At 47.8% G+C, this 26,300-nt stretch carries 28 protein-coding genes and 1 pseudogene; 9 read left to right on the top strand and 20 right to left on the bottom strand.

Annotated features, from left to right (window positions below; translation table 11 throughout):
* Positions 1-80: 80 nt before the first annotated feature.
* The 4 genes from ACTRXF_RS14425 to ACTRXF_RS14440 all read right to left on the bottom strand — a co-directional run bounded on the left by ACTRXF_RS14425 (position 81) and on the right by ACTRXF_RS14440 (position 3,690).
* Positions 81-557 (bottom strand): S-ribosylhomocysteine lyase, encoded by a 477-nt coding sequence (locus tag ACTRXF_RS14425; RefSeq protein WP_474263747.1) that lies wholly within the window; start codon positions 555-557, stop codon positions 81-83.
* A 120-nt stretch (positions 558-677) separates the two neighbouring features.
* The gene (gene dctP, locus ACTRXF_RS14430) at positions 678-1,754 is read right to left on the bottom strand and encodes a TRAP transporter substrate-binding protein DctP (protein WP_474263749.1); all 1,077 of its coding nucleotides are present in this window, start codon (positions 1,752-1,754) and stop codon (positions 678-680) included.
* A 90-nt stretch (positions 1,755-1,844) separates the two neighbouring features.
* Positions 1,845-3,119: a TRAP transporter large permease gene (locus tag ACTRXF_RS14435; RefSeq protein ID WP_474263751.1), complete on the bottom strand. Its 1,275-nt coding sequence runs from the start codon at positions 3,117-3,119 to the stop codon at positions 1,845-1,847.
* 28 nt (positions 3,120-3,147) lie between these two features.
* Entirely contained in the window at positions 3,148-3,690 is a 543-nt protein-coding gene (locus tag ACTRXF_RS14440) for a TRAP transporter small permease (RefSeq protein WP_474263753.1), read from the bottom strand.
* A gap of 439 nt (positions 3,691-4,129) precedes the next feature.
* Here ACTRXF_RS14440 and ACTRXF_RS14445 point away from each other — a divergent pair, with 439 nt between their 5' ends.
* Positions 4,130-4,609, top strand: coding sequence for a divergent PAP2 family protein (locus ACTRXF_RS14445; protein ID WP_474263756.1), 480 nt, complete (start codon positions 4,130-4,132; stop codon positions 4,607-4,609).
* Between the two features lie 84 nt (positions 4,610-4,693).
* On the opposite strand, the gene ACTRXF_RS14450 is transcribed toward ACTRXF_RS14445, so the two are convergent.
* Complete coding sequence (locus tag ACTRXF_RS14450) at positions 4,694-5,896, bottom strand: NAD(P)/FAD-dependent oxidoreductase (protein WP_474263758.1); 1,203 nt, start codon at positions 5,894-5,896, stop codon at positions 4,694-4,696.
* 387 nt (positions 5,897-6,283) lie between these two features.
* On the opposite strand from ACTRXF_RS14450, the gene ACTRXF_RS14455 reads away from it, so the two are divergent.
* Positions 6,284-7,273 carry an NAD(P)/FAD-dependent oxidoreductase gene (locus tag ACTRXF_RS14455; RefSeq protein WP_474263760.1) on the top strand — a complete coding sequence of 330 codons (990 nt, stop codon included), beginning with the start codon at positions 6,284-6,286 and terminating at the stop codon, positions 7,271-7,273.
* Between the two features lie 35 nt (positions 7,274-7,308).
* Here the strand turns inward: ACTRXF_RS14455 and ACTRXF_RS14460 are convergent, their stop codons facing one another.
* The gene (locus ACTRXF_RS14460) at positions 7,309-7,779 is read right to left on the bottom strand and encodes a hypothetical protein (protein WP_474263762.1); all 471 of its coding nucleotides are present in this window, start codon (positions 7,777-7,779) and stop codon (positions 7,309-7,311) included.
* A 107-nt stretch (positions 7,780-7,886) separates the two neighbouring features.
* Entirely contained in the window at positions 7,887-8,240 is a 354-nt protein-coding gene (locus ACTRXF_RS14465) for a HesB/IscA family protein (RefSeq protein WP_022794136.1), read from the bottom strand.
* Between the two features lie 182 nt (positions 8,241-8,422).
* Here ACTRXF_RS14465 and ACTRXF_RS14470 point away from each other — a divergent pair, with 182 nt between their 5' ends.
* Together ACTRXF_RS14470 and mqnE are read left to right on the top strand one after the other, a co-directional pair.
* A complete protein-coding gene (locus tag ACTRXF_RS14470; protein WP_474263810.1) occupies positions 8,423-10,048 on the top strand; it encodes an aryl-sulfate sulfotransferase in 1,626 nt (541 codons plus the stop codon).
* 217 nt (positions 10,049-10,265) lie between these two features.
* Positions 10,266-11,363, top strand: a complete 1,098-nt coding sequence (gene mqnE / locus ACTRXF_RS14475) for an aminofutalosine synthase MqnE (RefSeq protein WP_474263764.1) — start codon at positions 10,266-10,268, stop codon at positions 11,361-11,363.
* 36 nt (positions 11,364-11,399) lie between these two features.
* Here the strand turns inward: mqnE and dapF are convergent, their stop codons facing one another.
* From dapF to ACTRXF_RS14490, 3 genes are all read right to left on the bottom strand, one after another.
* Positions 11,400-12,257 carry a diaminopimelate epimerase gene (gene dapF, locus ACTRXF_RS14480; protein ID WP_474263766.1) on the bottom strand — a complete coding sequence of 286 codons (858 nt, stop codon included), beginning with the start codon at positions 12,255-12,257 and terminating at the stop codon, positions 11,400-11,402.
* Entirely contained in the window at positions 12,254-12,508 is a 255-nt protein-coding gene (locus ACTRXF_RS14485) for a hypothetical protein (RefSeq protein ID WP_474263768.1), read from the bottom strand. The genes dapF and ACTRXF_RS14485 overlap by 4 nt, the downstream gene beginning before the upstream one ends.
* Positions 12,509-12,572: 64 nt before the next feature.
* The gene (locus ACTRXF_RS14490; protein ID WP_022794141.1) at positions 12,573-12,809 is read right to left on the bottom strand and encodes a YuzB family protein; all 237 of its coding nucleotides are present in this window, start codon (positions 12,807-12,809) and stop codon (positions 12,573-12,575) included.
* 251 nt (positions 12,810-13,060) lie between these two features.
* Between ACTRXF_RS14490 and ACTRXF_RS14495 the strand changes: the two are divergent.
* The 3 genes and pseudogenes from ACTRXF_RS14495 to ACTRXF_RS14505 form a co-directional block, all read left to right on the top strand.
* Positions 13,061-13,180: pseudogene (locus ACTRXF_RS14495) on the top strand (TetR/AcrR family transcriptional regulator); the annotation flags it as partial.
* 450 nt (positions 13,181-13,630) lie between these two features.
* On the top strand, positions 13,631-14,710 hold the full coding sequence (locus ACTRXF_RS14500) for an NAD(P)/FAD-dependent oxidoreductase (protein ID WP_474263812.1): 1,080 nt from the start codon (positions 13,631-13,633) through the stop codon (positions 14,708-14,710).
* A 246-nt stretch (positions 14,711-14,956) separates the two neighbouring features.
* Positions 14,957-16,426 (top strand): alkaline phosphatase, encoded by a 1,470-nt coding sequence (locus ACTRXF_RS14505; RefSeq protein WP_474279611.1) that lies wholly within the window; start codon positions 14,957-14,959, stop codon positions 16,424-16,426.
* A gap of 63 nt (positions 16,427-16,489) precedes the next feature.
* On the opposite strand, the gene ACTRXF_RS14510 is transcribed toward ACTRXF_RS14505, so the two are convergent.
* Positions 16,490-16,816, bottom strand: coding sequence for a DUF1462 family protein (locus ACTRXF_RS14510; protein ID WP_322526327.1), 327 nt, complete (start codon positions 16,814-16,816; stop codon positions 16,490-16,492).
* A gap of 183 nt (positions 16,817-16,999) precedes the next feature.
* Between ACTRXF_RS14510 and ACTRXF_RS14515 the strand changes: the two genes are divergently transcribed.
* Positions 17,000-17,242 carry a NifU family protein gene (locus ACTRXF_RS14515; RefSeq protein WP_022793950.1) on the top strand — a complete coding sequence of 81 codons (243 nt, stop codon included), beginning with the start codon at positions 17,000-17,002 and terminating at the stop codon, positions 17,240-17,242.
* A gap of 69 nt (positions 17,243-17,311) precedes the next feature.
* Here the strand turns inward: ACTRXF_RS14515 and thrB are convergent, their stop codons facing one another.
* From thrB to ACTRXF_RS14540, 5 genes are all read right to left on the bottom strand, one after another.
* A complete protein-coding gene (gene thrB, locus ACTRXF_RS14520) occupies positions 17,312-18,241 on the bottom strand; it encodes a homoserine kinase (protein ID WP_474263772.1) in 930 nt (309 codons plus the stop codon).
* Positions 18,234-19,301: a threonine synthase gene (thrC, locus tag ACTRXF_RS14525; protein WP_474263774.1), complete on the bottom strand. Its 1,068-nt coding sequence runs from the start codon at positions 19,299-19,301 to the stop codon at positions 18,234-18,236. The genes thrB and thrC overlap by 8 nt, the downstream gene beginning before the upstream one ends.
* Positions 19,302-20,603 (bottom strand): homoserine dehydrogenase, encoded by a 1,302-nt coding sequence (locus tag ACTRXF_RS14530; protein ID WP_474263776.1) that lies wholly within the window; start codon positions 20,601-20,603, stop codon positions 19,302-19,304.
* 142 nt (positions 20,604-20,745) lie between these two features.
* Entirely contained in the window at positions 20,746-21,516 is a 771-nt protein-coding gene (locus ACTRXF_RS14535; RefSeq protein ID WP_474263778.1) for a TIGR01457 family HAD-type hydrolase, read from the bottom strand.
* Positions 21,517-21,531: 15 nt separating this feature from the next.
* Positions 21,532-21,990 carry a DUF86 domain-containing protein gene (locus ACTRXF_RS14540; RefSeq protein WP_474263780.1) on the bottom strand — a complete coding sequence of 153 codons (459 nt, stop codon included), beginning with the start codon at positions 21,988-21,990 and terminating at the stop codon, positions 21,532-21,534.
* A gap of 156 nt (positions 21,991-22,146) precedes the next feature.
* Between ACTRXF_RS14540 and glpX the strand changes: the two genes are divergently transcribed.
* Positions 22,147-23,118, top strand: coding sequence for a class II fructose-bisphosphatase (gene glpX / locus ACTRXF_RS14545; RefSeq protein ID WP_474263783.1), 972 nt, complete (start codon positions 22,147-22,149; stop codon positions 23,116-23,118).
* 28 nt (positions 23,119-23,146) lie between these two features.
* On the opposite strand, the gene ACTRXF_RS14550 is transcribed toward glpX, so the two are convergent.
* The 4 genes from ACTRXF_RS14550 to ACTRXF_RS14565 form a co-directional block, all read right to left on the bottom strand.
* Positions 23,147-23,518 carry a YutD family protein gene (locus ACTRXF_RS14550; protein WP_474263785.1) on the bottom strand — a complete coding sequence of 124 codons (372 nt, stop codon included), beginning with the start codon at positions 23,516-23,518 and terminating at the stop codon, positions 23,147-23,149.
* A 41-nt stretch (positions 23,519-23,559) separates the two neighbouring features.
* Complete coding sequence (gene lipA / locus ACTRXF_RS14555) at positions 23,560-24,483, bottom strand: lipoyl synthase (RefSeq protein WP_298785395.1); 924 nt, start codon at positions 24,481-24,483, stop codon at positions 23,560-23,562.
* Between the two features lie 195 nt (positions 24,484-24,678).
* Positions 24,679-24,783: a methionine/alanine import family NSS transporter small subunit gene (locus tag ACTRXF_RS14560; protein WP_022793941.1), complete on the bottom strand. Its 105-nt coding sequence runs from the start codon at positions 24,781-24,783 to the stop codon at positions 24,679-24,681.
* Position 24,784: 1 nt separating this feature from the next.
* A complete protein-coding gene (locus ACTRXF_RS14565; protein ID WP_474263788.1) occupies positions 24,785-26,296 on the bottom strand; it encodes a sodium-dependent transporter in 1,512 nt (503 codons plus the stop codon).
* Positions 26,297-26,300 lie beyond the last annotated feature (4 nt).

Here is a 26,300-nt window from a genome sequence, read left to right on the forward strand (position 1 = left end):
CTTTTTTACATACTGATATTTACAAACACTGCAAACTAATAAAAGCATCCTTCCGGGTGTTCCGGAAGGATGCTTAATAATTATGATTCAAATACGCGTTCGAGTGAAGCTTTGTCCTGGTTGAGCCAGTTGCGGAATACCTGCTTGGCGCCTTCAAGATCATGAAGCTTCGCCTGGCCGCACTGCAGTTCAGTTGCTGCAGGCACTTCGGTAACTTCTACTCCGTCTTTCATCGTCGTCTCAAGAATATCGATGATCTCACTTACCGCCGGCTCCCCATTCATAATCAGATAAAAGCCTGTCTGACATCCCATTGGCGACAGATCAATAACTTCAAAATGGTCGTAGTCTTCAGCATATTCGCGAATATTTAAAGCAAGCAAATGCTCCATCGTATGAATCGTCGGTGGCTCAAGGTTATCTTCGTTCGGCTGGCAGAAACGAATATCAAATTTAGTGACGATACCGTCGCTTCCAACCTTCTGCACGCCTGCCTGACGGACGTACGGAGCAACTACCTTCGTATGATCGAGTTCAAAGCTTTCTACTTTTGCCATATTGTTACGTTCACTCCTTTATTATTTTCTTCTTTCCATTGTATCTTTTCCCGTCCGTGATTCCAAATTAAACAATTGCGGACAAAAAACCCCGAGCAGATGTCGGGGTTTAAAAGTATACTATTCGACTGATTCACCGGTGATTTCTTCAATTTCGCCTTCAAGCGTCGTCAGAATTTCTTCTGCGTCACCGCCGACTTCCTCTACATAGTAATCACGCATCGGCATAGTCACTTCCCGGAATTCAGCACGCTGGTCTTCACTCAGTTCCACCTGTTCAATATCGGATTCACTGGTCATGGTCTCACGGGCCTGCTCGTTCTGCTCAACCTGTTCGTCATACACCCAGTCCTGCATTTCCGTTATTGTTTCGTCAAATGTTTCTTTCAGATCATCCGGAAGCTCATTATAGAACTGCGGGTTCACTGTCGTCATTGCTACATAAGAGTTTTGATTGGAAATCATCAAGTGACTCTGTACTTCGTCGTAGGATGAAGCTTCGATGAAGAACAATGGATTCTCCTGTCCGTCCACTGTACCGTTATCAAGGGAAGTATAAAGCTCCCCGGCACTCAGAACCTGCGGATCCGCACCGTATTCACGGTATGTCTGCTGAAGCAGCGGGGAGTTCTGGGTTCTCATTTGGAAGCCGTTGAAATCATCCGGGGACTCAATGGCCTTGTTCCCGGTCCACTGCATCGCTCCTTCACTCCAGAAGGAAAGCGGCATAATGTCCTCTTCTTCATATCTGGCAGCTAACGTATCATTTAGTGCTTCACTTTCATTCAACACCTGCTGCACGTCTTCCTGATCATTTGGAAGCAAAAACTGAAGCGAGAAAACCTGGCCTTCCTCTACCATCGTTCCAGTAAATCCAGGGGAGACCACAGCCATTTCAACCGCTCCCTGCTGGAGCTGCTCCACCTGGTCAACTTCACTGCCGAGGCCGCCGAACTCCACCGGCTCGATTGTCACCTGGCCGTCTGTCTTTTCATCCATACGGCTCGCGAATTCCTGCGCATACTCATACTGCACCTGGCCTTCGTTTTCCTCTGTCACAAAGGTCCATTCATATGTTTCTTCACCGTCGCCGCCACCGCCGCTTTCCTCACCGCCACCGCCGCCACCGCAGGCTGCGAGTACTGCTGCGGTAGAGAGCGTTGTCCCCATCAACAAACCAAGCTTTTTCTTTTTCATGTATAAATTCCCCCTTTTGAGTAGTAACACGAATGATACAGCTGTCGGAGAGACGGCCATCCGCAACCACCTTCCTCATCCAGCCCCCCGTTAATTATCAGGAAGTAAAAACGTTGAAATAGGCTCAAACGAAATCAATAGAACTGCTATAATCAGCATCATTACAATAAATGGAGGTGTCCCGCGGATCGTATCGAGATACGACCGGTTAAATACCGCGCTCGCCGTGAATATATCCACGCCAAATGGCGGAGTTGCAGAGCCAAGCGCTGCCTGGAAGGTAATAACCACCCCTAGATGGACCGGATCCACCCCTGCCTGGATCGCTGCTGGATAGAAAATCGGAGTCAATATCAGAATAACTACAATTGGATCCACAAACATACAGCCGATAAAGAAGAAAATGGATACAATAATCAAAACATAAATTGGCCCCGGGTCTCCTCCAAGAAAAGTATCTGTAATCATTTGAGGGATACGGGCAAACTGAATGACCCATGCAAATACCTGACCGCCGGCTACGAGCATAAAAACAGCTGACGTTACGAGTCCTGAAGATAAAGCAATACTGAACATCTGCTTCAGCTTTACTGTACGGTAAACAATAACTTCCAATACAAAGGCATACACGACAGCCATTGCTGCTGCTTCTGTCGGTGTGAAAAGCCCGGAGTAAATCCCCCCAATAATAATGACTGGAAATAATAAAGGGAAGATTGCATCAAAGGTCATTTTCCCGCGCTCTTTCCACGGAATTTTAGCTGCGAGCGGAATGCTGTAAATTTTTGCGTGTATGTAAGCATAAAGAGTAAAAAAGACAAATACGAGAAGGCCCGGGCCAATACCCGCAATGAACATATCTCCCAGGGAAGTACCGGAGATTAAGGAATACATAATCATCCCTATACTCGGTGGTATGAGGAGCGCGACATCGCTTGCATTAATAATAAAAGCAATAGCTGTGGAGTCTTTGTACCCTACTTTTAAAAGCCTCTGTCTCATCGGCCCGCCGATCGCTACCACCGTAGCCTGCGTAGATCCGGAAATCGAACCGAAGATAGTACAGGCAGCAGCTGTTGTAATTGCATAACCGCCCCGCAGGTGGCCGACGAAAGCGCCAATAAAATCAAGCAGCCTCTTTGATGTGTGGCCCTGGGACATAATGTCCGCTGCAAAGATAAACATGGGAACCGCTAAAAGCACGTAGCTTGATATCCCTTCAAGCATCTGCTGCAGCATGATGAACGGATCAACGGCATCAAAGAAAAACAGCACTATCACCAGCGGAGCCAAAATTAATGGAACCATCATAGGGAAACCGAGTGCTAAAAAGATGACCATTATCGCAAGTAATGTAAAAAGCATAATTGGTTCCTCTCATTCTCCGAATATTTTATAGTTGGTTGGATTCTTTCGCTTCTTTTTCTGTATCGTAGTCTTTTCGTTCCGCTGCGATATATACATCTTTATTTTTCACATTTACCCAGAAGTTCCGTAAAAACTGAATACCTCCGAGCAAAAAGCCAATGGGTGCCCAAACAACCATCCACACATAGGAAATCCGGAGGTAGTTGGTGACCCTGTTCTGCGAGGAGAGCACGTAATCATAGGAATAATATGCCAGGGTAAACAGAACAAAAGCTGTAACGAGCGGAATAATGAGCGCCAGTGTTTTTCGGAACTTATACGGTACATTATCAAACAATGCCGTCATGCTGATATGCCTGCCCTGCCTGGCCACATAGCCGAGACCGAGAAACGTGGCCATGTAAATCGCAATCTGGCTGATTTCTTCTGCGAATGCCCACCCGCCGAGACCGAGGTTCCTGCTGATGGTGTTACCTGCCACCATTACCGTTATTGTAATGATCGCAAGCGACAGGACTGTCTCTTCAGTGCGTTTGAGACCTAAGTCAAGCCATTTCAATATTTTCAATTTTCAAACACCCATTTCTGCATCTTTTTCAATTTTTAAAAAATATTTGCCGCAATTTGAGCTGGATGAAGACCTGACATTCTGTTGGAATATGTAGGTATGGAATTTTTTTATAATAAGTTAGTGTAAGTATACTTAACATATACAATTGTTGCAAATGGTTTAGGTATATTTTATCTCTTTCATCCTTTATATACTAGCACCTAATCCCCAGTAATTCGTGCTGACGCCTGCTTTAGACCCGAGATCCTCCGTAGCAGCGATTTTTCTGGGTTGAATTTACTTTTTAGTTTATTTATCTTTTCCTGCTTTCTTCGAGCAATGGCACGACGAACCTGATACCATGTGATAAAATATGGTTGCCTGTACTTATATTTATCATAATGTGGGCTGTTCCTTATCCTTACTAACTGCCAAAATTCAGAAAGGACGTTCGTGAATGGAATTACTGCAGAACTTCCCACTCTTAGTGGCATTATCTTCTATTTTATTAGCACAGGCGATTAAAATACCTCTCGGTTTCATTGCCGCCAAAACCTGGGACGCTTCCCTCATCACAAGCACCGGCGGCATGCCAAGCTCCCACTCCGCAGCGGTCACTTCTCTTTCTACAGCTATCGGTATTGAGCGGGGCTTTGATTCAAGTCTTTTTGCCATCTGCATCGTTTTCGGCGTTATTGTAATGTTTGATGCTACCGGCGTCCGGAGGCACGCGGGCTATCATGCCACCGTTTTGAATCAGCTGGTTAATGACTTCAACCGCCTCGTGACCGAAGCCCGGTCCTGGCAGCAGAAACGCGAGCCCGAAAAACGCCAGGAGCTGAAGGAACTTCTTGGCCATCAGCCGATTGAAGTTATTTTCGGTGCTATTTTCGGTGTGGGTATAACGTTTGCGGCTCATGCTATTTTCATTGTGTGATCAATTCTTAGTTTGTATAGCTTCTCATGCGAAAGAAGCCCCCGGCATAGTTTGCCGGGGGCTTCTTATTTTCCTGTATTCCTTTTAGAACGGGCTCTGTCCTTTGCGGAGCAGGAAGCCAAAGCCGCCGAGAACCCATAGTGCACGGTTTTCGATCACTTTTTTCATAAAGTAAGCAGGACGGCCGTAAAGCTTTTTCGAACCTACGACGCCAATCGCCTCTTTTCCACCGAGAGAAGCCACTGTACCTTTGATATCAGCTACAAATGCTTCTGTCGGACGTCCTTCCATCAATGCTTTGATATTGTCGGCAGCTGTTTCGCCCTGCTGGAGAGCGATTTGAGCTGTCGGCGGGAACGGACGGTCGATTTCTGTATTGATGATCAGAGAACAGTCACCGATAATGAATTCGCGTTCATGACCGGGAGCACGCAGATCGTCATCAACTTTCACACGGGCACGGTTGTTTTCAAAACCGGACTCCTCGATAAGCGGATTGCCGCGGACACCAGTTGCCCAGATTACTGTCGATGTTTTCACGGATTCACCAGTATTCAACTCTACACTGTTTTCCGTTACTGCTTTGATCGGTGAATCCAGTTTGAATTCCACTCCGCGGTTTTCGAGTAGATTCATGGCATATTCCACAAGCTCCGGATCGAAGCCTGGAAGTGCTGTTGGCATCGCTTCGATAACGTACATTTTCACTTTATTGCGCGGTACATCGTACTCTTTACAAAGCTTAGGTACACGCTCACTCAGCTCGCCCATGAATTCCATACCGGTAAAACCAGCGCCTGCTACAACAAACGTCAGGTCTTCTTCTTTTGCTTCGTCGCTGTGATAACGGGCAAACATATACTCAATGCGGTCTTTCATCTGGCGGGCGCCGTCCACCGTCCAGCGGTGATAGGAGTTTTCATAAACGCCTTCGATGCCGAATGTTTCAGAAATAGCCCCAACGCCTACGATAATGTAGTCGTACTGCAGTTCGCCGCCGGAAGCAAGCGTTACTTTCTTTTCTTCTGTAACAACTTTTGTAGCTTCGTCCTGTACAAAGTTAATTTTATTTAAATCAAGAATTTTACTGACTTTAATACGGGTGCGGTCATGGTGAAGCGTTCCTGCAGCCGGCTCGTGCAGCCAGGTTGTCTGATAGTGATAATCGTGCCTGCTGACCAGCGTAATGTTTGCATTGTCTGTTCCTACTTCTTTTGCAAGCTTTGAAGCGGAAACGAGACCAGCATAGCCAGCGCCTAAAATAACAATATTTGTTTTTCCTGCCATGTCAATCACTTCCATCTTTTAGATTTTTGTTAAAAGCAGCCCATGTATGTGATTTATTTCACGTACATAACTATATCAAACCGACTTTTCTTTAATAAAAAAGAAAAGTTCGCTTCGTTTTCTGCTTTTAACGCGTTGCTTTTTGTAAAAAAATAGACACAAACCCCGTATTTAATATTATGGGTTTTGCTATAATATTTCAACCTTTTTCCCGATTTTCACCTTTTTTCATCCCTTCTTCCTAAACGCAGCAGGGAAATACCCTTGGCACTGATTTTGCTTATGTTACAATGTAACTCTTGAAACAATTTCTCAATTGGTTTCTATTTTTCTCAATCAGTATTATAATGGATTGAAATTTGAAAAGATTCTTGGAGGTGTACCTTAGTGGTATTAGAGTCAGATATATATGATGTGACCATTATTGGCGGCGGCCCTACCGGTTTGTTTACCGCATTTTACGGAGGAATGCGCCAGGCTAAAGTTAAAATTATTGAAAGTATGCCACAACTCGGGGGACAGCTTGCTGCCCTCTACCCCGAAAAGTTTATATATGATGTGGCAGGGTTTCCGAAAGTCCGTGCCCAGGAGCTTGTGGATAATTTAATTGAACAGATGAACCCGTTCAATCCGGAAGTAGTGCTTGAACAAAGCGTAGAAAATGTTATCCGCAACGAAGATGATCTTATCGAGCTCCACACGGATAAAGGAGTCCATTACACCCGCACTATTATTATCACCGCCGGTGTAGGCGCCTTTCAGCCAAGGAAGCTTCAAATCGACGGAATGGAACCATACGAAGATTCGAATCTTCATTATTTTGTTAACGATCTTCAGGCGTTTGCCGGTGAAAAAGTAACAATTCTAGGCGGCGGCGACTCGGCTGTTGACTGGGCAAACATGCTTGATCCGATTGCAGATGTCACTCTTGCCCACCGCCGGGATAAATTCCGTGCCCACGAGCACAGTGTCGAACAGCTTAACCAGTCGAATGTGGATATTCTCACACCGTTTCAGGTTAAAGATGTTATCGGAGATGGCGAACGTATTCAGCAGGTCGTTTTCGAAGAAGTGAAAGGCTCCGATGAGCAGATCGTCGACGTTGATTCCCTGATCGTCAACTACGGCTTCGTTTCTTCACTGGGCCCTATTAAAGAATGGGGACTTGATATTCATAAAAATTCCATCATTGTAAACACGAAAATGGAAACGAATATTCCGGGCGTATACGCAGCAGGAGACGTTACTTCCTACGACGGCAAAGTAAAATTAATTGCTACCGGCTTCGGAGAAGCTCCTACAGCCGTCAACAATGCGATGAATTATATTAATCCAAAGGCAAAAGTCCAGCCAGGACACAGCTCCCATATGTTTTAATAAAAAAACGATCCCGAATACGGATCGTTTTTTTGCTATTCAAAGCTGATCTCTTCGCCGGTTTCTTCCTCCACCGTGTCGGCAAAGCTGCTCTCCTCCTCTTCCATCCGCTCAAGCACCGGGTTGATGTTTTCTCCAATCGACTGCTGCAAATCCTCGGTGCTCATTAACTCTTCAGCAATAAACACATATTGGTTTGCATAAGAAACGTGCGCGTCATACACTGCCTGCATGTCTTCGCCCTCCGGCACGCTGATTGCTTCGACGTTATCATAGGCTGTTACAAAAATATCTTCCTGCATGCTTTGCAATTCTTCGGCTGCCCCTTCTTCTTCATTTTCTACAGCGTTCACGGCTTCTGTAAGCTGCGTGTCCAGCTCGTGAATTTCTGTGGCACTTTCGTCCACTTTGTCTATGTACTGCTGTTCTTCGTCTGATAAGCTGCTTCCACAGCCTGTCAGCATAAGTATTCCAAGCGTTCCTGTAAAGATTGTTCGTTTTTTCATAACTGACTCCCCTATTTTCACATTTTACAAATTATGCCTGTATGTGACCAGTAAAACACAAAAAAAGCAGCTGTGCACTGACAGCCGCTTTTTCTAAAGCTATTTTTCTAGCATTTCTCCGGTGTACCTTCTTTGGTTGCGGTCTTGAACGATGCGCCGCAGCCGCAGGAAGCGATGGCGTTCGGATTGTCGATCGTGAAGCCGCCGCCCATCATGTTTTCCTTGAAATCGATGTTTACGCCGTCCAGGACAGGAGCACTCTCACTGTCTACAACGATTGGAACACCTTTGATTTCAAGCACCTGGTCAGTTTCTTCTACTATAGAATCAAAACCCATGCCGTAGGATAGGCCGGTGCATCCGCCGCCTTTTACACCTACACGCATATATAGTGAACTGTCGCCTTCTTCTTCAATCATGTCGAGCACACGCTGTGCTGCTGCATCCGATAATACTAACATTAGTGTTTCCTCCTTTGTGTATCTGAGGCTCATTTATATTATAGACCCTTATCCTCCGTTCTTCAAATATTCCTCTTTTGTTTTTTCTGGCGGACGTTTTTATGGGCAAATACTTTCATTTTGCTTATACTTGTGAGAAAGTTCTAAAAAATTTAAAGTATGGAGGAGTTTTTTTGAAAATAATGACTTTTCTGATCCTCGCCCTTGCCGTCGGATGGATCATTATTGCAGAAAATACTAACCAGACCATTTCTTTTTCAATTTTCCAAAGTGCCTCCACCACGAGCAGCGAGGCCAGTTTAATCGAAGAACAGGAGGAAATGGAAAAGGAGTGGCAGCAGGAATATATCGACGGAAACCATACGTTTAACAATCCAATGATTATCCAGGACCCTTACGGAGAGGCTCCACTTACTGCTTTGACGAAATTCCGTACAGAAAGTCCCAGCCGTATCACCGTAACGGTTGCCAGCCGTGGCGGGGCCCAGGACATTACACATACATACCCTGCCTTTAACCAGGAGCATGACGTGCCTGTTCTCGGACTTTACCCTGGTACGGACAACGAAGTTACTATAGAAGCCGAAGACCGTCAGGGAAACATTCAGGAGCAGACCGTTTCCATAGAAACTAATGATACTCCTGCTTTCGCTCATGACAGAGAGGTAATAGAAAGCTCTCCAGCGGAGATGGAACCCGGTCTTACTTTTTTAACTCCTGGTAAATCCAAAGCTTATGGAGTGGATGAGCTGGGAGATATCCGCTGGTATTCTTCCCGGACCGGGGGTTTTGTGTTTAAACGGCTCTCCAATGGAAATATGCTGTTCGGGGCCTCGCAGTCTGAGGATAACCGCAATGAGTATCTTTTTGAAACGGATATGCTTGGAAAGATTCAGCATCAGTACAAAATTAATCTGCCCAGCTACGAGGACACTAACGTCATTCACCACGACGCCATCGAATTGCCAAATAACAACCTTTTAGTTACCGTGCACGACAACAGCAATTCTTACGAAGAAGATACTATGGTGGAAATCGACCGATCTACCGGCGAAACGATGGAAACGCTTGATTTGAAAGACATTTTTCCTTCTGAAGCGTACGAAGAATATTCCGGCCCGAACGAAAGCGATGGTGACTGGATGCATCAAAACGCTATCTGGTACGATAAAGATAACAAAAGCATTCTCGTATCCGGACGTCATCAGGACGCCGTCATGAGCCTGACTTACCCGGATATGGAAATTAACTGGATTCTTGCTGCCCCGGAGGGCTGGGATGCAGATATGTCCGAAAAAGTACTCGAGCCAGAAAACGGCAATATTAAATATCCCGGCGCCCAGCACGCTCCGATGATTCTTCCGGACCAGGATGACAATCCGGACACTAAGGATGTCCTCCTGTTTGATAACAACAGGGTAGTCACCCGCGGCGATGAATCCATCAGTCAGGATTTCAGCCAGGGCATTCAGTACCGTATCAATGAAGCGGAAGGCACCGTGGAGACCGTTTGGAGCTACGGTGAGGAACGCGGAAAAGATTTTTTCTCCAATGTGGTCGGCGATGCTGATTATTTGTACGAAACCGAAAACCGCCTGCTCACCTCCGGCTATCAGAAGGTGGAGGAAGGCTATCAGGCCACTGTGGTTGAAACTGCCGGCACCACAGATGAAGTAGTCTACGAACTCGAGCTTTCCGGCATCGAGGAAGGAGACGGCCGGGTTGTTTACCGTGCCGAGAGGCTGCCTCTCTATCCGGAGACATGGAATTACTCTTTGGCCTCCCCTGCGGACACTTCTTCCGAATGAAGAACTGCTTTGGGCGTTGTTACTTTCCTTCCGGAATACCACGATGTATAATAAGAAACTGAGCCCCGGAAATTCTTGTTAGCTTGATGTCTTTCCCTGGCAGCATACCTTTTATATACCTATACAGCAGATAAGGTTTTGCACGGCGGTACGGAAGCTGCCTGCAGAACCGCTGAACTTTACAGTATTTCTTGTACATCGGAAAGGAAGGATTAATATGGCGATCACCTTGAATCGCGACGCCGACATGCAGCGCATTGCCGACAAAGTCCGAGAAGGAGAACGGTTATCCATTGAAGACGGCCTCTATCTCTATGAAACAGCAGATCTGTTAACCGTGGCCCAGTTGGCAAATGAGGTGAACGAAAGAAAAAACGGGGATAACGTTTATTTTATCGAAAATATGTACATCAACCCGACCAACGTATGCGAAGCGAGCTGCTCGTTTTGCGGATTCAAGCGCAAACCCGGCGAAGAAAACGCGTATACAATGCATGAAGAAGAACTGCTTGAATACGTGGAAAAACGCTGGAATGACAACATCCGGGAATTTCACATCGTTGGCGGTCACAACACGGACGTGCCGTTTGAGTATTATTTAAACACCGTCCGCGTGTTGAAAAAGCATTACCCACAGGCGAAGGTTAAAGCCTACACAGGAGCCGAAATCGAATTCTTTGCCCGTCACGCAGGGATCAGCATGCGCGAAGTCCTCATAGAGCTGCAAAAGGCAGGACTCGATACGCTTCCAGGCGGCGGCGCTGAAATTCTTACAGAGAATTACCGTGCGAAAATGAGTCCGGACAAGGCGACGACGTTTGAATGGCTAGAAGCTCACGAGCTCGCTCACGACCTTGGCATGCGTACGCACGCCACAATGCTGTACGGGTCGATTGAATCGAAGGAGGAACGGCTCATTCATATGGACCGCGTCCGTGCCCTGCAGGACAAAACCAATGGCTTCATGGTCTTTATCCCGCTCGCCATGCAGCCTCGCAAGCTCGATGCCGGCCTGCACCAGCGCACCTCCGCATTTGATGATCTGCGAACCATAGCAATTTCACGGCTGATGCTTGATAACTTTGATCACATCAAAGCGTACTGGATTAATATCGGCGCCCAGCTGACCCAGATGGCACTCACATTTGGCTCCGACGATATTCACGGCACACTGATCGAGGAACGAATTTCTCATTCTGTCGGCGCGCTGACATCCCAGGGGATTACCCGGAAGGAATTGATCCACCTAATTAAAACAGCCGGAAAAACCCCTGTGGAACGGGATACCTTCTATAACATTGTTAAATCCTATTAGACGTAAAAAGAGAGCGGGCGCCCGCTCTCTTTTTGTTTATATTGATGCCCTTCTTGTTTCATAGTCACCTGTACAGATAACCTCAGCATTTCCCGTCATCAGTATATTTCCTGATGACTGCCACGTAATATACAGATCACCTCCGGGAAGATGCACAGTAACCTCTTTGTCTTTTTCACTCTTACCAGCTGCCACTGCAGCTGCCACGGCTGCACAGGCACCTGTTCCGCATGCCTGGGTAATACCGGAACCTCGCTCCCACACTCTAAAATCCATCACATCACTGCGGCGCATATGCACGAACTCAATGTTTGCCCCTTCCGGAAAGGCTTCGTGTGCTTCAAGCTCCGCTCCGGCAGTTTCCACGGGTGCCTGCTCTGTGTCATCCACAAAAATGACTCCGTGCGGGTTGCCCATGGATACAGGCATCAGCTGCCACGACCGGCCTGCAGCTTCAAGGGACAGCTCTCCCTCTCCGGACTCTTTGACGGGAACCTGGGCCCAGTCAAATTCCGGAGCTCCCATATCGACGGTTACCAGGCTGACGGTCTGACCGGTATTGTCCGGATGAACGGTCGCTTTCATCGTTCCTCCAAGCGTTTCGATCGTAAAACGCTCTTTGTTAACGTAACCATGCTCGTAAGCATACTTAGCTGTGCAGCGCAGCCCGTTCCCGCAGTTTTTCGCCTCCGATCCATCAGCATTAAACACCTGCATTTTCACGTCTTCATGCGTCGACGGCCCAATCAAAATCAGCCCATCTGAACCTATCCCTTTATTTTTATCGGCTACCTGCCGGGCAAGCCTTGGAAGCTCGTGCTCTTCAAGCGTTTCTTCAAATACGTCGACATAAATGTAGCTGTTGCCAAGCCCGTGCATTTTTGTAAATCTCATGACCTTCTCTCCCTTCGTCTCAGCGGATCTGTCGTCCATAAGTAATCTTCATCTGCAAATACAATATGCATACGTGTATGGCAGCACGGCATATTGATATATGTTTTTATTTCCTCTTTTGCCCATTCTAAATCTTTTACTTTCATCGCTGTTAATATATTTCTGGTTCCGCAGTACGGGCATTCATTAATATAAATATCTTCACCTATTTTGTCATATGGCCATGTATTTTCAAAAGGAATAATATCCATTTTTTCCCCCTCTTTAAACGTTGAGAAAAAAGCGCCTTTCCTTCTGCAGAAAGACGCTTTTGCATTAAAACATTGGGTTTTCTTCAAGATGAGTATAAATATTGGCAAGAAGGTCTTTTTCATCTTCCCCTTCTACCGGCTCCCCGTTCACAAGTGCGTACATATTCATAGAGCAACGGCCGCAGTAGCCTAAGCATATATCTTCAATAACATCCAGATTCGGATCTTTTTCAAGTTCTTCCATTGCCCCGTGAGAGCCGTTCGCCAAATTACTCATGCAAAACTCAATAATTGGCCTCACCTTTCATCACCTCTTCCCGGGTTATACGAGTTTATATTAGTCGTCTGCGGCCGCTGCGTCAACCAATTCGTTTGAATATCCCGTTCACAAAATTGTTTGATATTTTTAAAATTGGTTGCCAAAGCAGCTGTACCTCTCTATAATCAAAATTGACCGCAGTCATTTTTAATGACTGCACGACCGAATCGTTCTCTCTCTATTGTAACTTTTTTATTTTTGCAAATGCTTTCAGCTGCGCAGAGGGGGATTCTATGAAACGAACGGAAAAACGAGAGCAGACACGTTCCCGCATTCTGCAGGCTGCCGTGCATTTATTTCAGGAAAAGGGCTTTGAACAGACGACTGTGCAGGAAATTACGGCTTCAGCCGAAGTCGCCAAAGGGACTTTTTTCAATTACTACCCTACAAAAGAGTCGATCATGCGTGCACTCGCAGAGGACCGGCTGCTCAGAGTGCAGGAATACATGCAGACGTATAAAATTCAGCGCATGACACTTCCTTCCCGTATTCGTGCCTATGCCGGGTATTTCCTGGGGGACTTTCACCTGAATCCTTCCCTCACCAGGCACATCTGGCGGCATGTGGTCGAGCATGACAGTGCTTTGCTTCGCACGTGGGAACAGCTCCTTGAGAGCGGTGTCCGCCAGCAGGAAATAGACCCTTCCATTTCTTCGAATCGATGGGCACATATCATTAACAGCTATTTTTACTATCAGCTATCCATCGGAGCTGAAACCGATCGTGAAGAACTACTTCATCATTTTATGCAGCTGGTCCACGCGGGCATAGACAGCATGCTACTCAAAGGGGGACAAGAAACAATGGAAAAAATTATCGTATTAGGTGGAGGCTACGGCGGGATGCGCTTTCTTCAGCGCGTGCTCGGCAGCGACCTCCCCCAGGATGTTGACATTACATTAGTAGACAAACTTCCGTACCATTGTATGAAAACGGAATACTACGCACTCGCTGCCGGAACAGAATCTGACCACGAGGTGCGCGTTCCGTTCCCGGATCATTCCCGTTTAAAAATTCATTTTGGCACGATCGACCATATCGATATGGAAAATCAGATGGTGATCATGTCCGATTCTTCCTCGCTTCCATACGACAAGCTCGTTGCCGGGCTTGGCTCGGTCGACAACTTTCACGGGGTTCCCGGAGCAGAAGAGCACTCCTACAGCATTCAAAGCATGGAAGCAACACGCCGCACATACGAAGCTATCAGTAACCTTCCGCCAAAAGCAGCAGTCAGCATTGTAGGCGCGGGCCTAAGCGGCGTAGAACTGGCCAGTGAACTGCGGGAGAGCCGCTCAGATCTTCACATACGCCTGTTCGACCGCGGGGAAACCATTCTTCCAATGTTTCCGAAGCGGCTCAGCAACTATGTGCAGAACTGGTTTGAAAAGCATGATGTCGAAGTCATCAGTAATTCCGATATCACCACCGTGACAGCGGAAGGCCTGTACAACCATGAAGACTGGATCCAGTCCGAAGCGATTATTTGGACTGCAGGCATCCAGCCCAACAAAATCATTCGCGAGCTTAATACGGAAAAAGACCGGAAGGGGCGCATCATTTTAACCCCCCACCATCATCTGACAAACGATGAAAATATTTTTATCGTCGGGGACTGTGCCAGCCTGCCTCACGCTCCAAGTGCCCAGCTTGCCGAGGGCCAGGCAGAACAGATCGCCACGATTATGAAAAAACGATGGAAGAACGAACCGCTTCCGGAAACGATGCCTGAGATCAAGCTTAAAGGTACTCTCGGATCGTTAGGCAAAAAGCACGGCTTCGGAGTGATGGGCGGCACTGCTAAAGCAGCAGTTACCGGCCGCGTTGCCCGTCTGTTAAAAAGCGGTGTGCTCTGGATGTACAAAAACCATTCCGGCGTATAATAAAAAAATAATTTCATGTTTCACAAGAAAGGATCTGCCCCGTGATGCAGATCCTTTTTTATGTCAGCAGACAGCCATTGATTTCTACTAATTAAATTATCATATATAATATGAAAAATTTAGAAAATTAAAAGTATATTTGGCTGAAATAGATATAACGCTGTTGACGGTTTCTTCGGACCCATTTATTATTAACTAAAATTTCAAAAAATATCAAAAGTTATGAATTATCATGGGAGGGTCAGCATGTATTTTTCAAAAAAGTTAACTGTCGGGGTTCTCGCAGGAATGGTTATCAGCTCAGGAAGCCTTCTTCACGCAAATGGCTCAGCAAATGATAACGCCAATGACAACGGAGCTGAAAACAGCAGTAAAAATGCTAAGGACGACGTCCCGGAAAATGTCATCGTAATGGTGGGAGATGGCATGGGCATGGGTCAGATGGAGATTGCTTCCATGCTTGAATACGGCAAGGAAGGCGAACTGTTCATGGAGTCTCTTGAACATACTGGTATGACCAGCACCTACTCCGCCGATAACAACGTAACTGATTCAGCCGCGGCCGGCACCGCCATCGCTACCGGTACGAAAACAAATAACGGAGGCATCGGAGTCGATGAAGACGGCAATGAAGTAGACAGCATTCTGGATCAGTATCAGGACGACGGTAAAAAAGTCGGCGTTATTTCCAATAATACGGTCACAGATGCCACTCCGGCAGCGTTTACCGCAAGCGTAGCTGACCGCGGCAGCGAAGAAGACATTGCCGAACAGCAGTACGAAGAAGAATATGATGTTCTGCTTGGAGGCGGTGGTGAATTTTTCGGAGCTGACGAGGAAGAAAGCGAAGACAGGCTCGTGGATGATTTCCAGGAAAGCGGCTATGAGTATGCGACTACCGAAGAAGAACTGGAGGAAGCCGGGACTCCGGACAAGCTCCTTGGGCTGTTTAATGATTCGTACATGAACTATAAAACCGATAAAGACGATGTCGACAGCGAAGAGCCTTCCCTGCAGGCTATGACTGAGTCCGGGCTGGACGTGCTTTCACAGGATGATGACGGATTCTTTATGATGGTTGAAGGCGCCCGCATCGACCATGCGGCTCATGCGGCTGACGCTACCGGCGTATGGCAGGAAATGATCGAATTTGATCAGACGGTCGAACAGGTCGTTACCTGGGCAGAAGACCGGGATGATACGCTCGTTGTTATGCTTTCCGACCATGAAACACTTGGCATGTCTGCAACAGAAACTATGGATGTGGAAGGTCTGAAAGATATTGAAGTTTCCCCTGAGTATATGGCCCAGCAGCTTGAAACCCGGGAAGACTCTGATGAATACACAGATGAAAGCATTCAGCAGGTATTTTCGGAATACGCAGATATTGATATAACTAATGAAGAATTAGAAGCCTTCCGTGCGAATATTGAAGACGATGAGGGAGAGGTCTACCCTGAATATCAGGTGGGCTGGGAAATTGGTTCCATTATTGCTGATCACTACAGTGTAGGCTCGCTTGATACCGAAATACGCGCGGAGAGTGACACCGGCGGACACACCGGGGAAATGGTTCCCGTCTTTGCTGCCGGCGCCGGCAGTGAGCACTTCACCGGCTATATGGACAATACCGACATTAAAGGGCTTATCGAGGAGGCTTCTGCCGAACAGACCAGTAATGGCAAGGAAAACGGCCGCGGAAACGGTGACAGCTAAACAGCGATGGATGTGACAGCAGTTGAAAAAGCCGGACGAAGCGTTAACTTTCGTCCGGTCTTTTTATTCCTTTGATTCTTCTGTCGTTCCCGGGGCCGGCGCTTTCGTCTTATCAATTTCCCTGTAGACAGCTTTGAGTCGTGGGTTTCCTTCTGCCACTACTGTTCCGTTCACTGTTACGAGCGGATAAAAATATTCTTCCTGCCGGACTTTTTCCGCCACAGCATCAGAAGCCGAGCCCGGATCTTCAATATCAATATGTTCTACATTGGGTGGATTTTCCGGATACTTTCGCTGCACTGCAGCTTCGAGCCACTCTGCCGTTTCCCGGCTTGAGGGAAGATTCACGCAGCTCGGACACTTTTTTTCCGCTCCATAAACTTTTATCATGATCACACACCAGCCCCTTTTTCTATATCATACTATATCTTTGTTTTCTTCACTATTTCTCCTGCCCGGTTGATAATGATTGTCAAACAGCATCTGTTCATAGTAGAATGCATATATACGTGATGACATTTGAACATAACAGCCCTACGGTTTATAATAAAAGTATTGAAAGGAGAGATCAACATGCCACAAACGACAGAAGATATGCATGCACAGGTTCAGGAGGTTCTTGAAAAGCTCCGTCCCTTCCTGCTTCGCGATGGAGGCGACGTAGAACTTGTAGATATTGAAGACGGCATCGTTATGGTCCGCCTAATGGGAGCATGCGGCTCATGCCCTTCCTCTACAATTACACTGAAAGCCGGTATCGAACGCGCTCTTTTAGAAGAAGTGCCGGGAGTTAAAGAACTCGAGCAGGTATTTTAATAGACTGTAACCGCAAAAAGCTCAGGGCATTTAACGCCCTGAGCTTTTTTATATGCTTTCATTTCCATTTCAAACCGAGCTTGATACCCCGGCCGGCTGATTAACATAGTGTATGCTTGAACCAAAGGGAGCCGGCTTGGCTGTTTCGACCCGAAAGTCTGGATAGTCTTCCTGGATCGCCTGTTTCACTTCTTCCCCTCTGCCACTCGGAACGAAGCAGAGAATAGTCGGGCCAGCGCCGCTTAATGCTGCTCCGTAGGCCCCGTACTGGCGAATGCCGCTGAGCATTTCCTCCAGACCAGGCACCATATCTGCGCGGTACGGATGGTGAAAGACGTCCCGGACCATCATTTCACCGGCCATTTTCCAATCTTCTTTTAAAATAGCTGCCACCAGCACGTTACTTACTGCGCTTCCGTGAATAGCTGTGGCGTAAGGAAGTTCAGAAGGAAGCGCTCCTCTCGCTTTTTTAGTCAGAAGTTCACTGTCCGGGATGGCAAGGACAAGGTCCACATCCGGTACACCGCAGTGCATCACGTGTGTTTTTTCCTCTCCGTAGGCACCGACGATCAGGCCGCCATACAGCGATGGGCCAACGTTGTCAGGATGTCCTTCCCAACCGCTTGCAAACTGCATCTTTTCTTCCTTCGACCGGTGCAGTCCGGCCATTTCGTCTGCCAGTTCGATACCGGCAATAATTGCCGAAGCACTGCTCCCGAGTCCTCTTGCGAGCGGGATATCACTTACCATTTCCACGCGGCAGGGGGACAGTTCCACATCGTATTCAGCGGCGTAAGCTGTTGCCGCCTGATAAACAAGATTATTTTCTTTGTTTGGCAGGCTGCTGAGCTCGGACGATTTCGAGAAAAATTCCCACTCCTCCGCCCGGTCGATGTAAAGCGTAAGATAGCGGTTGACTGCTAACCCTACAGAATCAAACCCTGGTCCTAAATTCGCTGAACTGGCCGGCACAGTGATCGACAATCTTTTATCAGCCACGAACGACTCCTCCCTTGATATGCTCCATAAATGCTTCTTCATTATTTGGAATAACCGTTGGTTTCACCGTCACTTTATCAATCGCTGTACTCGGGTCTTTTAGTCCGTTTCCGGTAAGGACGCAGACAACCGAAGAACCTTTTTTGATTTTTCCGCTATCGATCTGTTTTTTAAGTCCCGCCAGAGAAGCACAGGAAGCCGGCTCTGCAAAAACGCCTTCTGTTCTGGCAAGCAGCTGATAAGCTTCAACAATCTCATCGTCTGTTACCATATCAATTCGGCCGTCTGATTCTTCTGTCACCCGGATAGCTTTATCCCAGCTTGCCGGATTACCAATACGTATAGCCGTAGCGATCGTTTCCGGATCTTTGACGACTTCGCCGCGTACAATGGCAGCTGCCCCTTCTGCTTCAAAGCCAAGCATGTTTGGCAGGCCGGTCTGGTGCTGCTCATGGTACTCTTTAAACCCTTTCCAGTAAGCCGTGATGTTTCCGGCATTGCCTACCGGGATACAGAGGGCATCCGGTGCTTTTCCGAGCGCTTCACAAACTTCATACGCAGCAGTTTTCTGGCCTTCAATACGATAAGGGTTCACAGAGTTCACGAGAGTGATTGGCTCTTTTTCACTGATACTCCGGACGATTTCGAGCGCGTTATCGAAGTTGCCCTGGATTTCAAACACTTCGGCTCCGTACATAACGGCCTGGGCCAGCTTCCCGAGCGCAATTTTCCCTTCCGGAATGACAACGATCGTGCGGAGGCCTGCTCTCGTACCATAAGCAGCCGCCGCGGCAGAGGTGTTTCCTGTAGAAGCACAGATAATAGCTTTACTTCCCTCTTCCTTCGCTTTCGCTACCGCCATCACCATTCCCCGGTCTTTAAACGAGCCCGTCGGATTGGTGCCTTCTGTCTTCACGTGAATGTTCACGCCCCACTCTTCCGACAGTCGTTCAAGTGGTATTAACGGGGTATTACCTTCATTCAGGGAAAGCGCCGGCGTATTTTCCGTTACTGGTAAAAAATCTTTATACTGCTTTAAAAGTCCCTGCCAAGCACTCATTTAGCTTCCTCCCTCTACACGGTAGCTGCTTTTAATATCTATTACAACACCAAGACTGTTTAACGCCGTTTGAAGCCGTTTGTATACATCGAGTGATGTTGTATGCGTAATAATGACAATTTCTGCGGTGTTCACCATACCTTCTACCGGCCATTGAACGAGACGTTCAAAGCTTACATCCTCTTCAGCGAAAATCGAGGTGAGAGCTGCGAAGGTGCCGGTGGCGTCTTTCACGTGCAGGCGGAGAAAGTATTTCGAAAATACTTCATTATCCGGCTTAATATGCTTTTCATTCAACGGTTCACCGACATGATGGCCGCTGACGCCGAGACGCATATTGCGTACAGAAGTGACAAGATCCGAAACTACTGCTGTCGCAGTTGGAAGCGCTCCGGCTCCCGGGCCGTAAAACATTGTTTCTCCTACCGCTTCACCGTAAATATACACAGCGTTGTATTCGTTCTGCACCGATGAAAGCGGGTGGTCATTTGGCAGCATCATTGGCTGCACTGCAAGCTCCACCTTCCCATTTTTCCGTTCAGCCAGGCCGATCAGCTTTAACGTATAGCCCATCTGCCGGCAGTAGGCGAGATCATCTGTTGTAATGGACGTAATGCCTTCAACGGTAACGTCTGAAAGCTCCACGTTCATGGAAAAGCCGAGGTTCGCCAGAATAGCTACTTTTCTGGCAGCATCAAGACCTTCAACATCTGCGGTAGGATCGCTTTCTGCAAATCCGAGCTCCTGCGCTTCAAGCAGGACTTCCTGGTAAGGACGGTCGTCCTGGCTCATTTTCGTCAGCACATAGTTGGTCGTTCCGTTCACGATGCCCATCATTTTTGTGATCCGGTCGGAGGCAAGCCCTTCCGTAAGGCCCCGCAGTACCGGAATTCCTCCGGCTACGCTCGCTTCATAAAACAAATCACAGTGATTGTCTGCTGCGATTTTTAACAGCTCTGCCCCGTGGAGGGCCATCAAGTCTTTATTCGCAGTAACAACGCTTTTGCCCTGCTGCAATGCCTGGGTAATATACTTTCTTGCCTGGTCCACACTCCCCATCACTTCAACAACCGTGTGGATCTCAGGGTCGCCGAGCACGTCATCTGCCTCCAGCGTCAGCTGGTCTTCCCGCAAACTCACCTGACCAGTCCTCGGTTTTTCCAAATCACGTACCAGGGCTTTTTTTAAAAACACATCAGCACCCACCTGGTGCTGAAGCTCTTGTTTATGCTCTTCAAGCAGCTGAGCCACACCGGCTCCAACCGTTCCAAATCCAAGCATACCTACGGCAATTTTTTCCATTCCTGCTACACTCCTAACTCCCTCTAAAACCTTTATTACATTCTTTATTTATATAATGTTTATTTTAGGTAAACAAATGTCTTTCTATAAAGGACATTATAACGATATTATTTTCAACTCGCAACCATTACAGCAAAAAAAGCTATAGATAATCAGCCCACTCTGCCAGTGTTTCCACCTGGTAGGCAGGAGGAATTTCTTTGCCAGCTGCCGCCTCCCTGCTGGTAACTCCCGTGTTCACATGAATTGTATCTATTCCTGCCCGGATCCCGGCGAGAATATCGGTATCATAATTGTCCCCGATTAACGCCACTTCTTCTTTGGCCAGTCCGAGCGCCTGCATCGCCATGTCCACCATAATAGGCTGTGGCTTGCCGATAAACACCGGTTCTTTCTGCGCAGCGGTCGTAACGACTGAAGTGAGCGCCCCGTTGCCAGGATGAAAGCCCTGCTCGGTGGGAACAGCGGCATCTTCATTTGTCGAAATGAACATAGCACCGCTCCGTACCGCTACCGTTGCCCTGCTCAGTTTATCGTATGTAATGCTGCGGTCAAGTCCCATTACGACGGCATCCGGGTTGGTTTCCGTAAGATGAAAGCCGTAATTCTCCAGCGCTTCCTGAAGTCCCTGCTCTCCAACTACATACACCCTGGCAGAGGGTGCCTGCTCATATAAGTATCTGGCTGTCGCAAGTGATGTTGTCATCACCTGGTCTGCTACGCACTTCACTCCCATGCCTGCCAATCGTTCAGCAACCGTTTCGGGGGCTGAGGTGGAGTTGTTGGTCATATATAAATGCGGGATACCTTTATCATGAAGCTGATTCACAAACCGTACAGCTTCCGGGATCGGTTCGCTGCCCCGGTACACCGTCCCGTCCAGATCAATTAAATATGCTTTATACTTTTTCATGGCCGTCCGCCTCCTTTATTCCTTTGTATCCTTCTCCTCGGGCAGGAAGGCAGATACCGGTCCGAGCTCCTCCTCGAGATAATTCCTTACCGACGGGCTCACCTTCTCTACAGCAGGCTCCGCTTCCTCGAGCACCTGCCTGATTTCGGCGGATTCAATAGCAGTAAATTCCTGCACAAGTTTTTTCCGGAATGCTACCAGCGGTTTCAGCCGGCTAATCACTTCAGATTCGAGTACCCTTTCGTCCTCAAGGATATCGAGGATATCTTCATAGCTGCCCGGATCCCTCATAATAAAACCATCAATCATCTGATTGCCGACATCTATCAGCGCCTCGATCCACCCGTGCGCGAGTCTTTCGAGCGCGAGCTGCGTGCCTGCTGTTCTTTCCTCCCGGATCTGCTTATATATACGCCCAAGCTGCTCCATATACTGCAGACGGTCCTCAATTTGTTTTCGGTCTACAAAATACATTACTCTGCCTCCTTTTCTCCTTCTCTATGGTAGCATATCTAACCGCCTCTGCAGATAAAACCAACGCTGAAGACGACACATAAATATGGTAAGATAGTTAAGCATTTTGCAAGTTTTACATATGCATCTTCTTAAAGGAAAGGATGAAATCTATTTATGGATAGAGAACTGGCGCTTGAAATTGTACGTGTTACAGAGGCTGCCGCTGTTTCTTCTGCTCAGTGGCTTGGACGTGGGAGAAAAATAGAAGCGGATGATGCTGCTACGACTTCGATGAGGTCCATGTTTGACTCTGTGCACTGCCGCGGAACGGTCGTCATCGGTGAAGGGGAGCTCGACGAAGCACCTATGCTCTATATTGGAGAAGAAGTGGGAGACAGAGAAGGCCCTGAGGTTGATATTGCTGTTGACCCGCTCGAAGGAACAAATATCGTTGCGAGTGGCCGGGCCAATGCTGTCGCTGTCATTGCCATCGGGGACCGGGGCACACTTCTTCATGCACCGGACATGTATATGGAAAAAATCGCGGTCGGACCGAAGGCTGCAGGGCATGTCCGCCTGGACGATCCGATCGAGACTACCATCGATACAATTGCTAAAACAAGCAACAAACGGGTCCGGGACGTCACGGTTATTATCCAGGACCGCGATCGTCATCAGCTGCTCATCGACCGCGTCCGGGCCAAAGGCGCCCGGGTAAAACTTTTTGGTGACGGGGATGTAGGAGCTTCCATCGCAGCTGCGCTTCCGCGCACCGGGATTGATTTATTCCTTGGTACCGGCGGAGCTCCGGAAGGCGTCATCTCAGCTGCCGCTATTAAAGCACTCGGCGGAGACATGCAGGCCCGCCTTGTACCCTCAGACGCCGAAGAAAAAAAGCGCTGCAGAGTTATGGGAATTACGGATACGAGCAAGGTGCTTCAGCTGTCTGACCTCGTTAAGGGAGACGATGCTATCTTTGCGGCCACCGGTGTTTCGAGCGGTGAACTGCTGGACGGGGTTCGTTTTCTTGGAGGGGATCTTGCCGAAACAGATTCTATCGTCATGCGGGCCAAAACCCGTACTGTCCGCTACATTAAAGCCCAGCATCACCTTGACTACAAACCCCACCTTCTCGCTGAAGAATAATAAACAAAAACCCCCGTCGCGGGGGTTTTTACGTTACTGATTCTTCTGCTTCTTCCTGTGTTTCTTCCTTTTGCTCCTGGCGAACCTTTTTTAATACAAAATAGGCACAGCCAAAATTACAGTACTCCAGCAAGTAATCTTCAAGGGTACCGATTTTAAAATCGTGGGGGACTTTTTTACGGTCGTTTTCAAAGAAGCCGCGCATGCGGAGCTGCTCATGCCCCCAGTCCCCGACGACATAATCATACTTGTTCAGTACTTCACTGTAACGCTCTTTAAACGCTTCCTCACTCCAGCCATCCCGAAAATTTTCGAGCAATTCATAACGCTGTCCCTGAACCTGAATCAATGAGCTCCCCTCCTTTGCTGAGCCTGGCCCTTCCAAAAGAAAAACCAGCATCCGAAAAGAGGAACTGGTTTTTCCAGGGTGCGGTCTCTCATTTATTGATACTTGCTTGCTTCCATCTGTACCTGTGCTTCGTTTACCTGCTCGTCAGCATGGTAGGAAGAACGGACAAGCGGCCCGGATTCACAGTGGCTGAATCCTTTTGTCATTGCAATTTCTTTCAGCTCTGCAAATTCCTCCGGCGTATAATATCTTTGTACTTTTAAATGCTTCTTCGTCGGCTGCAGATACTGCCCGATTGTCATAATATCCACGTCGTGTGCCCGCAGGTCATCCATAGCCTGAATGATTTCCTCTTTTGTTTCCCCGAGGCCGACCATCAGGCTCGATTTGGTTGGAATGTCCGGATGAAGCTCTTTAGAATACTGAAGGAAATCCAGGGAACGACGATATTTTGCACGGGCGCGCACCCTCGGCGTTAACCGTTCCACTGTTTCAATATTGTGGTTCAGGATATTCGGTCTTGCTTCCATTAAAATATCCAGGTTTTCCGGAGTACCGGACATGTCTGATGGGAGCACTTCGATTGTCGTGCCCGGGTTTTTCCGGCGGACCGCACGGATGGTTTCGGCAAATACTTCCGAGCCTCCGTCCTTAAGGTCATCTCTTGCCACCGCTGTAATAACGACGTGCTTCAAACCCATTTGTTCGACGGAATCCGCAACACGTTCAGGCTCGCCCCAGTCCAGTTCGTTTGGAAGACCGGTTTTAACGGCGCAGAAACGGCAGCCGCGCGTACAGGTATCACCGAGAATCATGAATGTAGCCGTTTTTCTGACTGCCCAGCATTCGTGGATGTTCGGGCATCTGGCTTCTTCACATACCGTGTGAAGATTTTTTTCACGCATCATTTTTTTCAGTCCTTTGTAGGACTCATTGGTGTTTAGTTTTATTTTCAGCCATTCCGGCTTGCGAACGTATTCTTCCGTTTTTGCCATGATGCTCTCACTCCCAGTTATGAATAATAAAAAGCCTGTTTGTACTCTATCTGTAGTATATGTTTGATTAGACTGGCCAGTTTTTACTGTTTTCCTTTATACTTTAACACGTTCCACAGGTTCAGACAATTCATAGACGTCCTTCTTCACCACCTGCAAATCCCTCAGCAGGCGGAAAAAAAGCAGCCCGGATGCTTCCTCCCGGGCTGCTTCATTTTATTTTTGTTTCGAGGCTTTTTTTGCGTTTAAAAGACTTGCTACAAGACCGCCCCATATAATAACCATTCCTACGACCATTGTTATAATTGCTCCGGCTGTCAATTTACTCAGCCTCCTCTTTGGATAAGCCTTTCCAGCGTATGAGGGACATAATAACACCTGCCGCTAAAGCAGCCAGGGCCACAGCCCAACCGCTGGCGAAAATAAATCCGTCTGTATACCCGGCGTAATTTCCATTTTCGGTATCAAACTGCTTTAAAATGTTTTGCAGGAATAAATCAATCATCATATAACCAAGCACAATTGGCGTGATCACACCAAGACATACCTTCCACCAGCCGCCAAGACGGATATCAGAAATGGCGTTGGCGTGCTGTTGAAATTCCGGCAGCTTGCGGAGCACCCAGGCAATCAATACTACTTCCACCAGCCCGAGGAGGGCCACACCGAATTGGTTGATAAAGTAATCGGCCGCATCAAGGAAGTTCAGACCGCCACGGGTAGCAAATATCAGAGAACACAGTGCCGCTGCACCGCCGCCGATACCGACTGCTTTCCCGCGCGTCCAGCCGAATTTTTCCTGCAGTCCTTTAATGTACGTTTCAGCGATAGAAATCAGTGATGACAACCCGGCCAGGGCGAGCGACAGGAAGAAAAGAACACCAAACAGGCCGCTGAGCGCCGGAAATTCACTGATGATCTGCGGAAAGACAACAAAGGCAAGTCCAACACCGCCGGCTACTACTTCTTCTACTCCCACATCCAGCTGTTGGGCCATAAACCCGAGAGCTGAAAAGACGCCAATCCCAGCCAGCAGCTCAAAGCTGGAGTTACTAAAGCCCGTAATAAAGGCATTGTTTGTAATGTCCGATTTTTTCGGCAGATAACTGGAATAGGTAATCATAATCGCAAAAGCGATTGATAAACTAAAGAAAATCTGCCCGTATGCAGCTACCCAGACGCCTCCCTGGGTGAGCGCCCCGAAATCCGGTTCAAAGAAAGCCTGAAGCCCCTCTGCTGCGCCCGGAAGAGTAACCGCGCGGATGCAAATGATAAGGAAGATAACGACCAGCGTCGGAATAAAAATCCGGTTCGCCAGTTCAATACCTCGCTGCACCCCTTTAAATAATATGCCGAGCGCGATCGCCCAGACGATGATTAACGGAATAAGTACTCCGATCGTCATACCGCCGAACTGCCCGGGATCTGCCAGCTGCAGATAGTCGTTAAACAAAAACGCTTCGGTGTCTGCCCCCCAGCTTAAATTGAAAGAAAAAATCGTATAGGAGAGCGACCAGGCGATGATAACAGGATAATATGTAGAAATAACAAATGCTACCGCCACGGCCCACCAGCCGATCCACTCCACATTTTTGTTCATTTTTGAATAAGTTCTTGGTGCTGCGCTCCGGTATTTATGACCCATGGTAAATTCCATGATCAAAAGTGGAATACCTGCTGTCAGCAGCGCAAATAAATATGGGACAAAAAACGCGCCGCCGCCGTTTTCAAATGCCGTCGCCGGAAAGCGCCAGATGTTTCCGAGCCCGATCGCAGATCCGACTGCTGCCATAATAAAACCCGCACGTGTTCCCCATTGTTCTCTTGCAGCCATGAAG

This window comes from Marinococcus sp. LNHM3E3-2.2, from assembly GCF_056034385.1.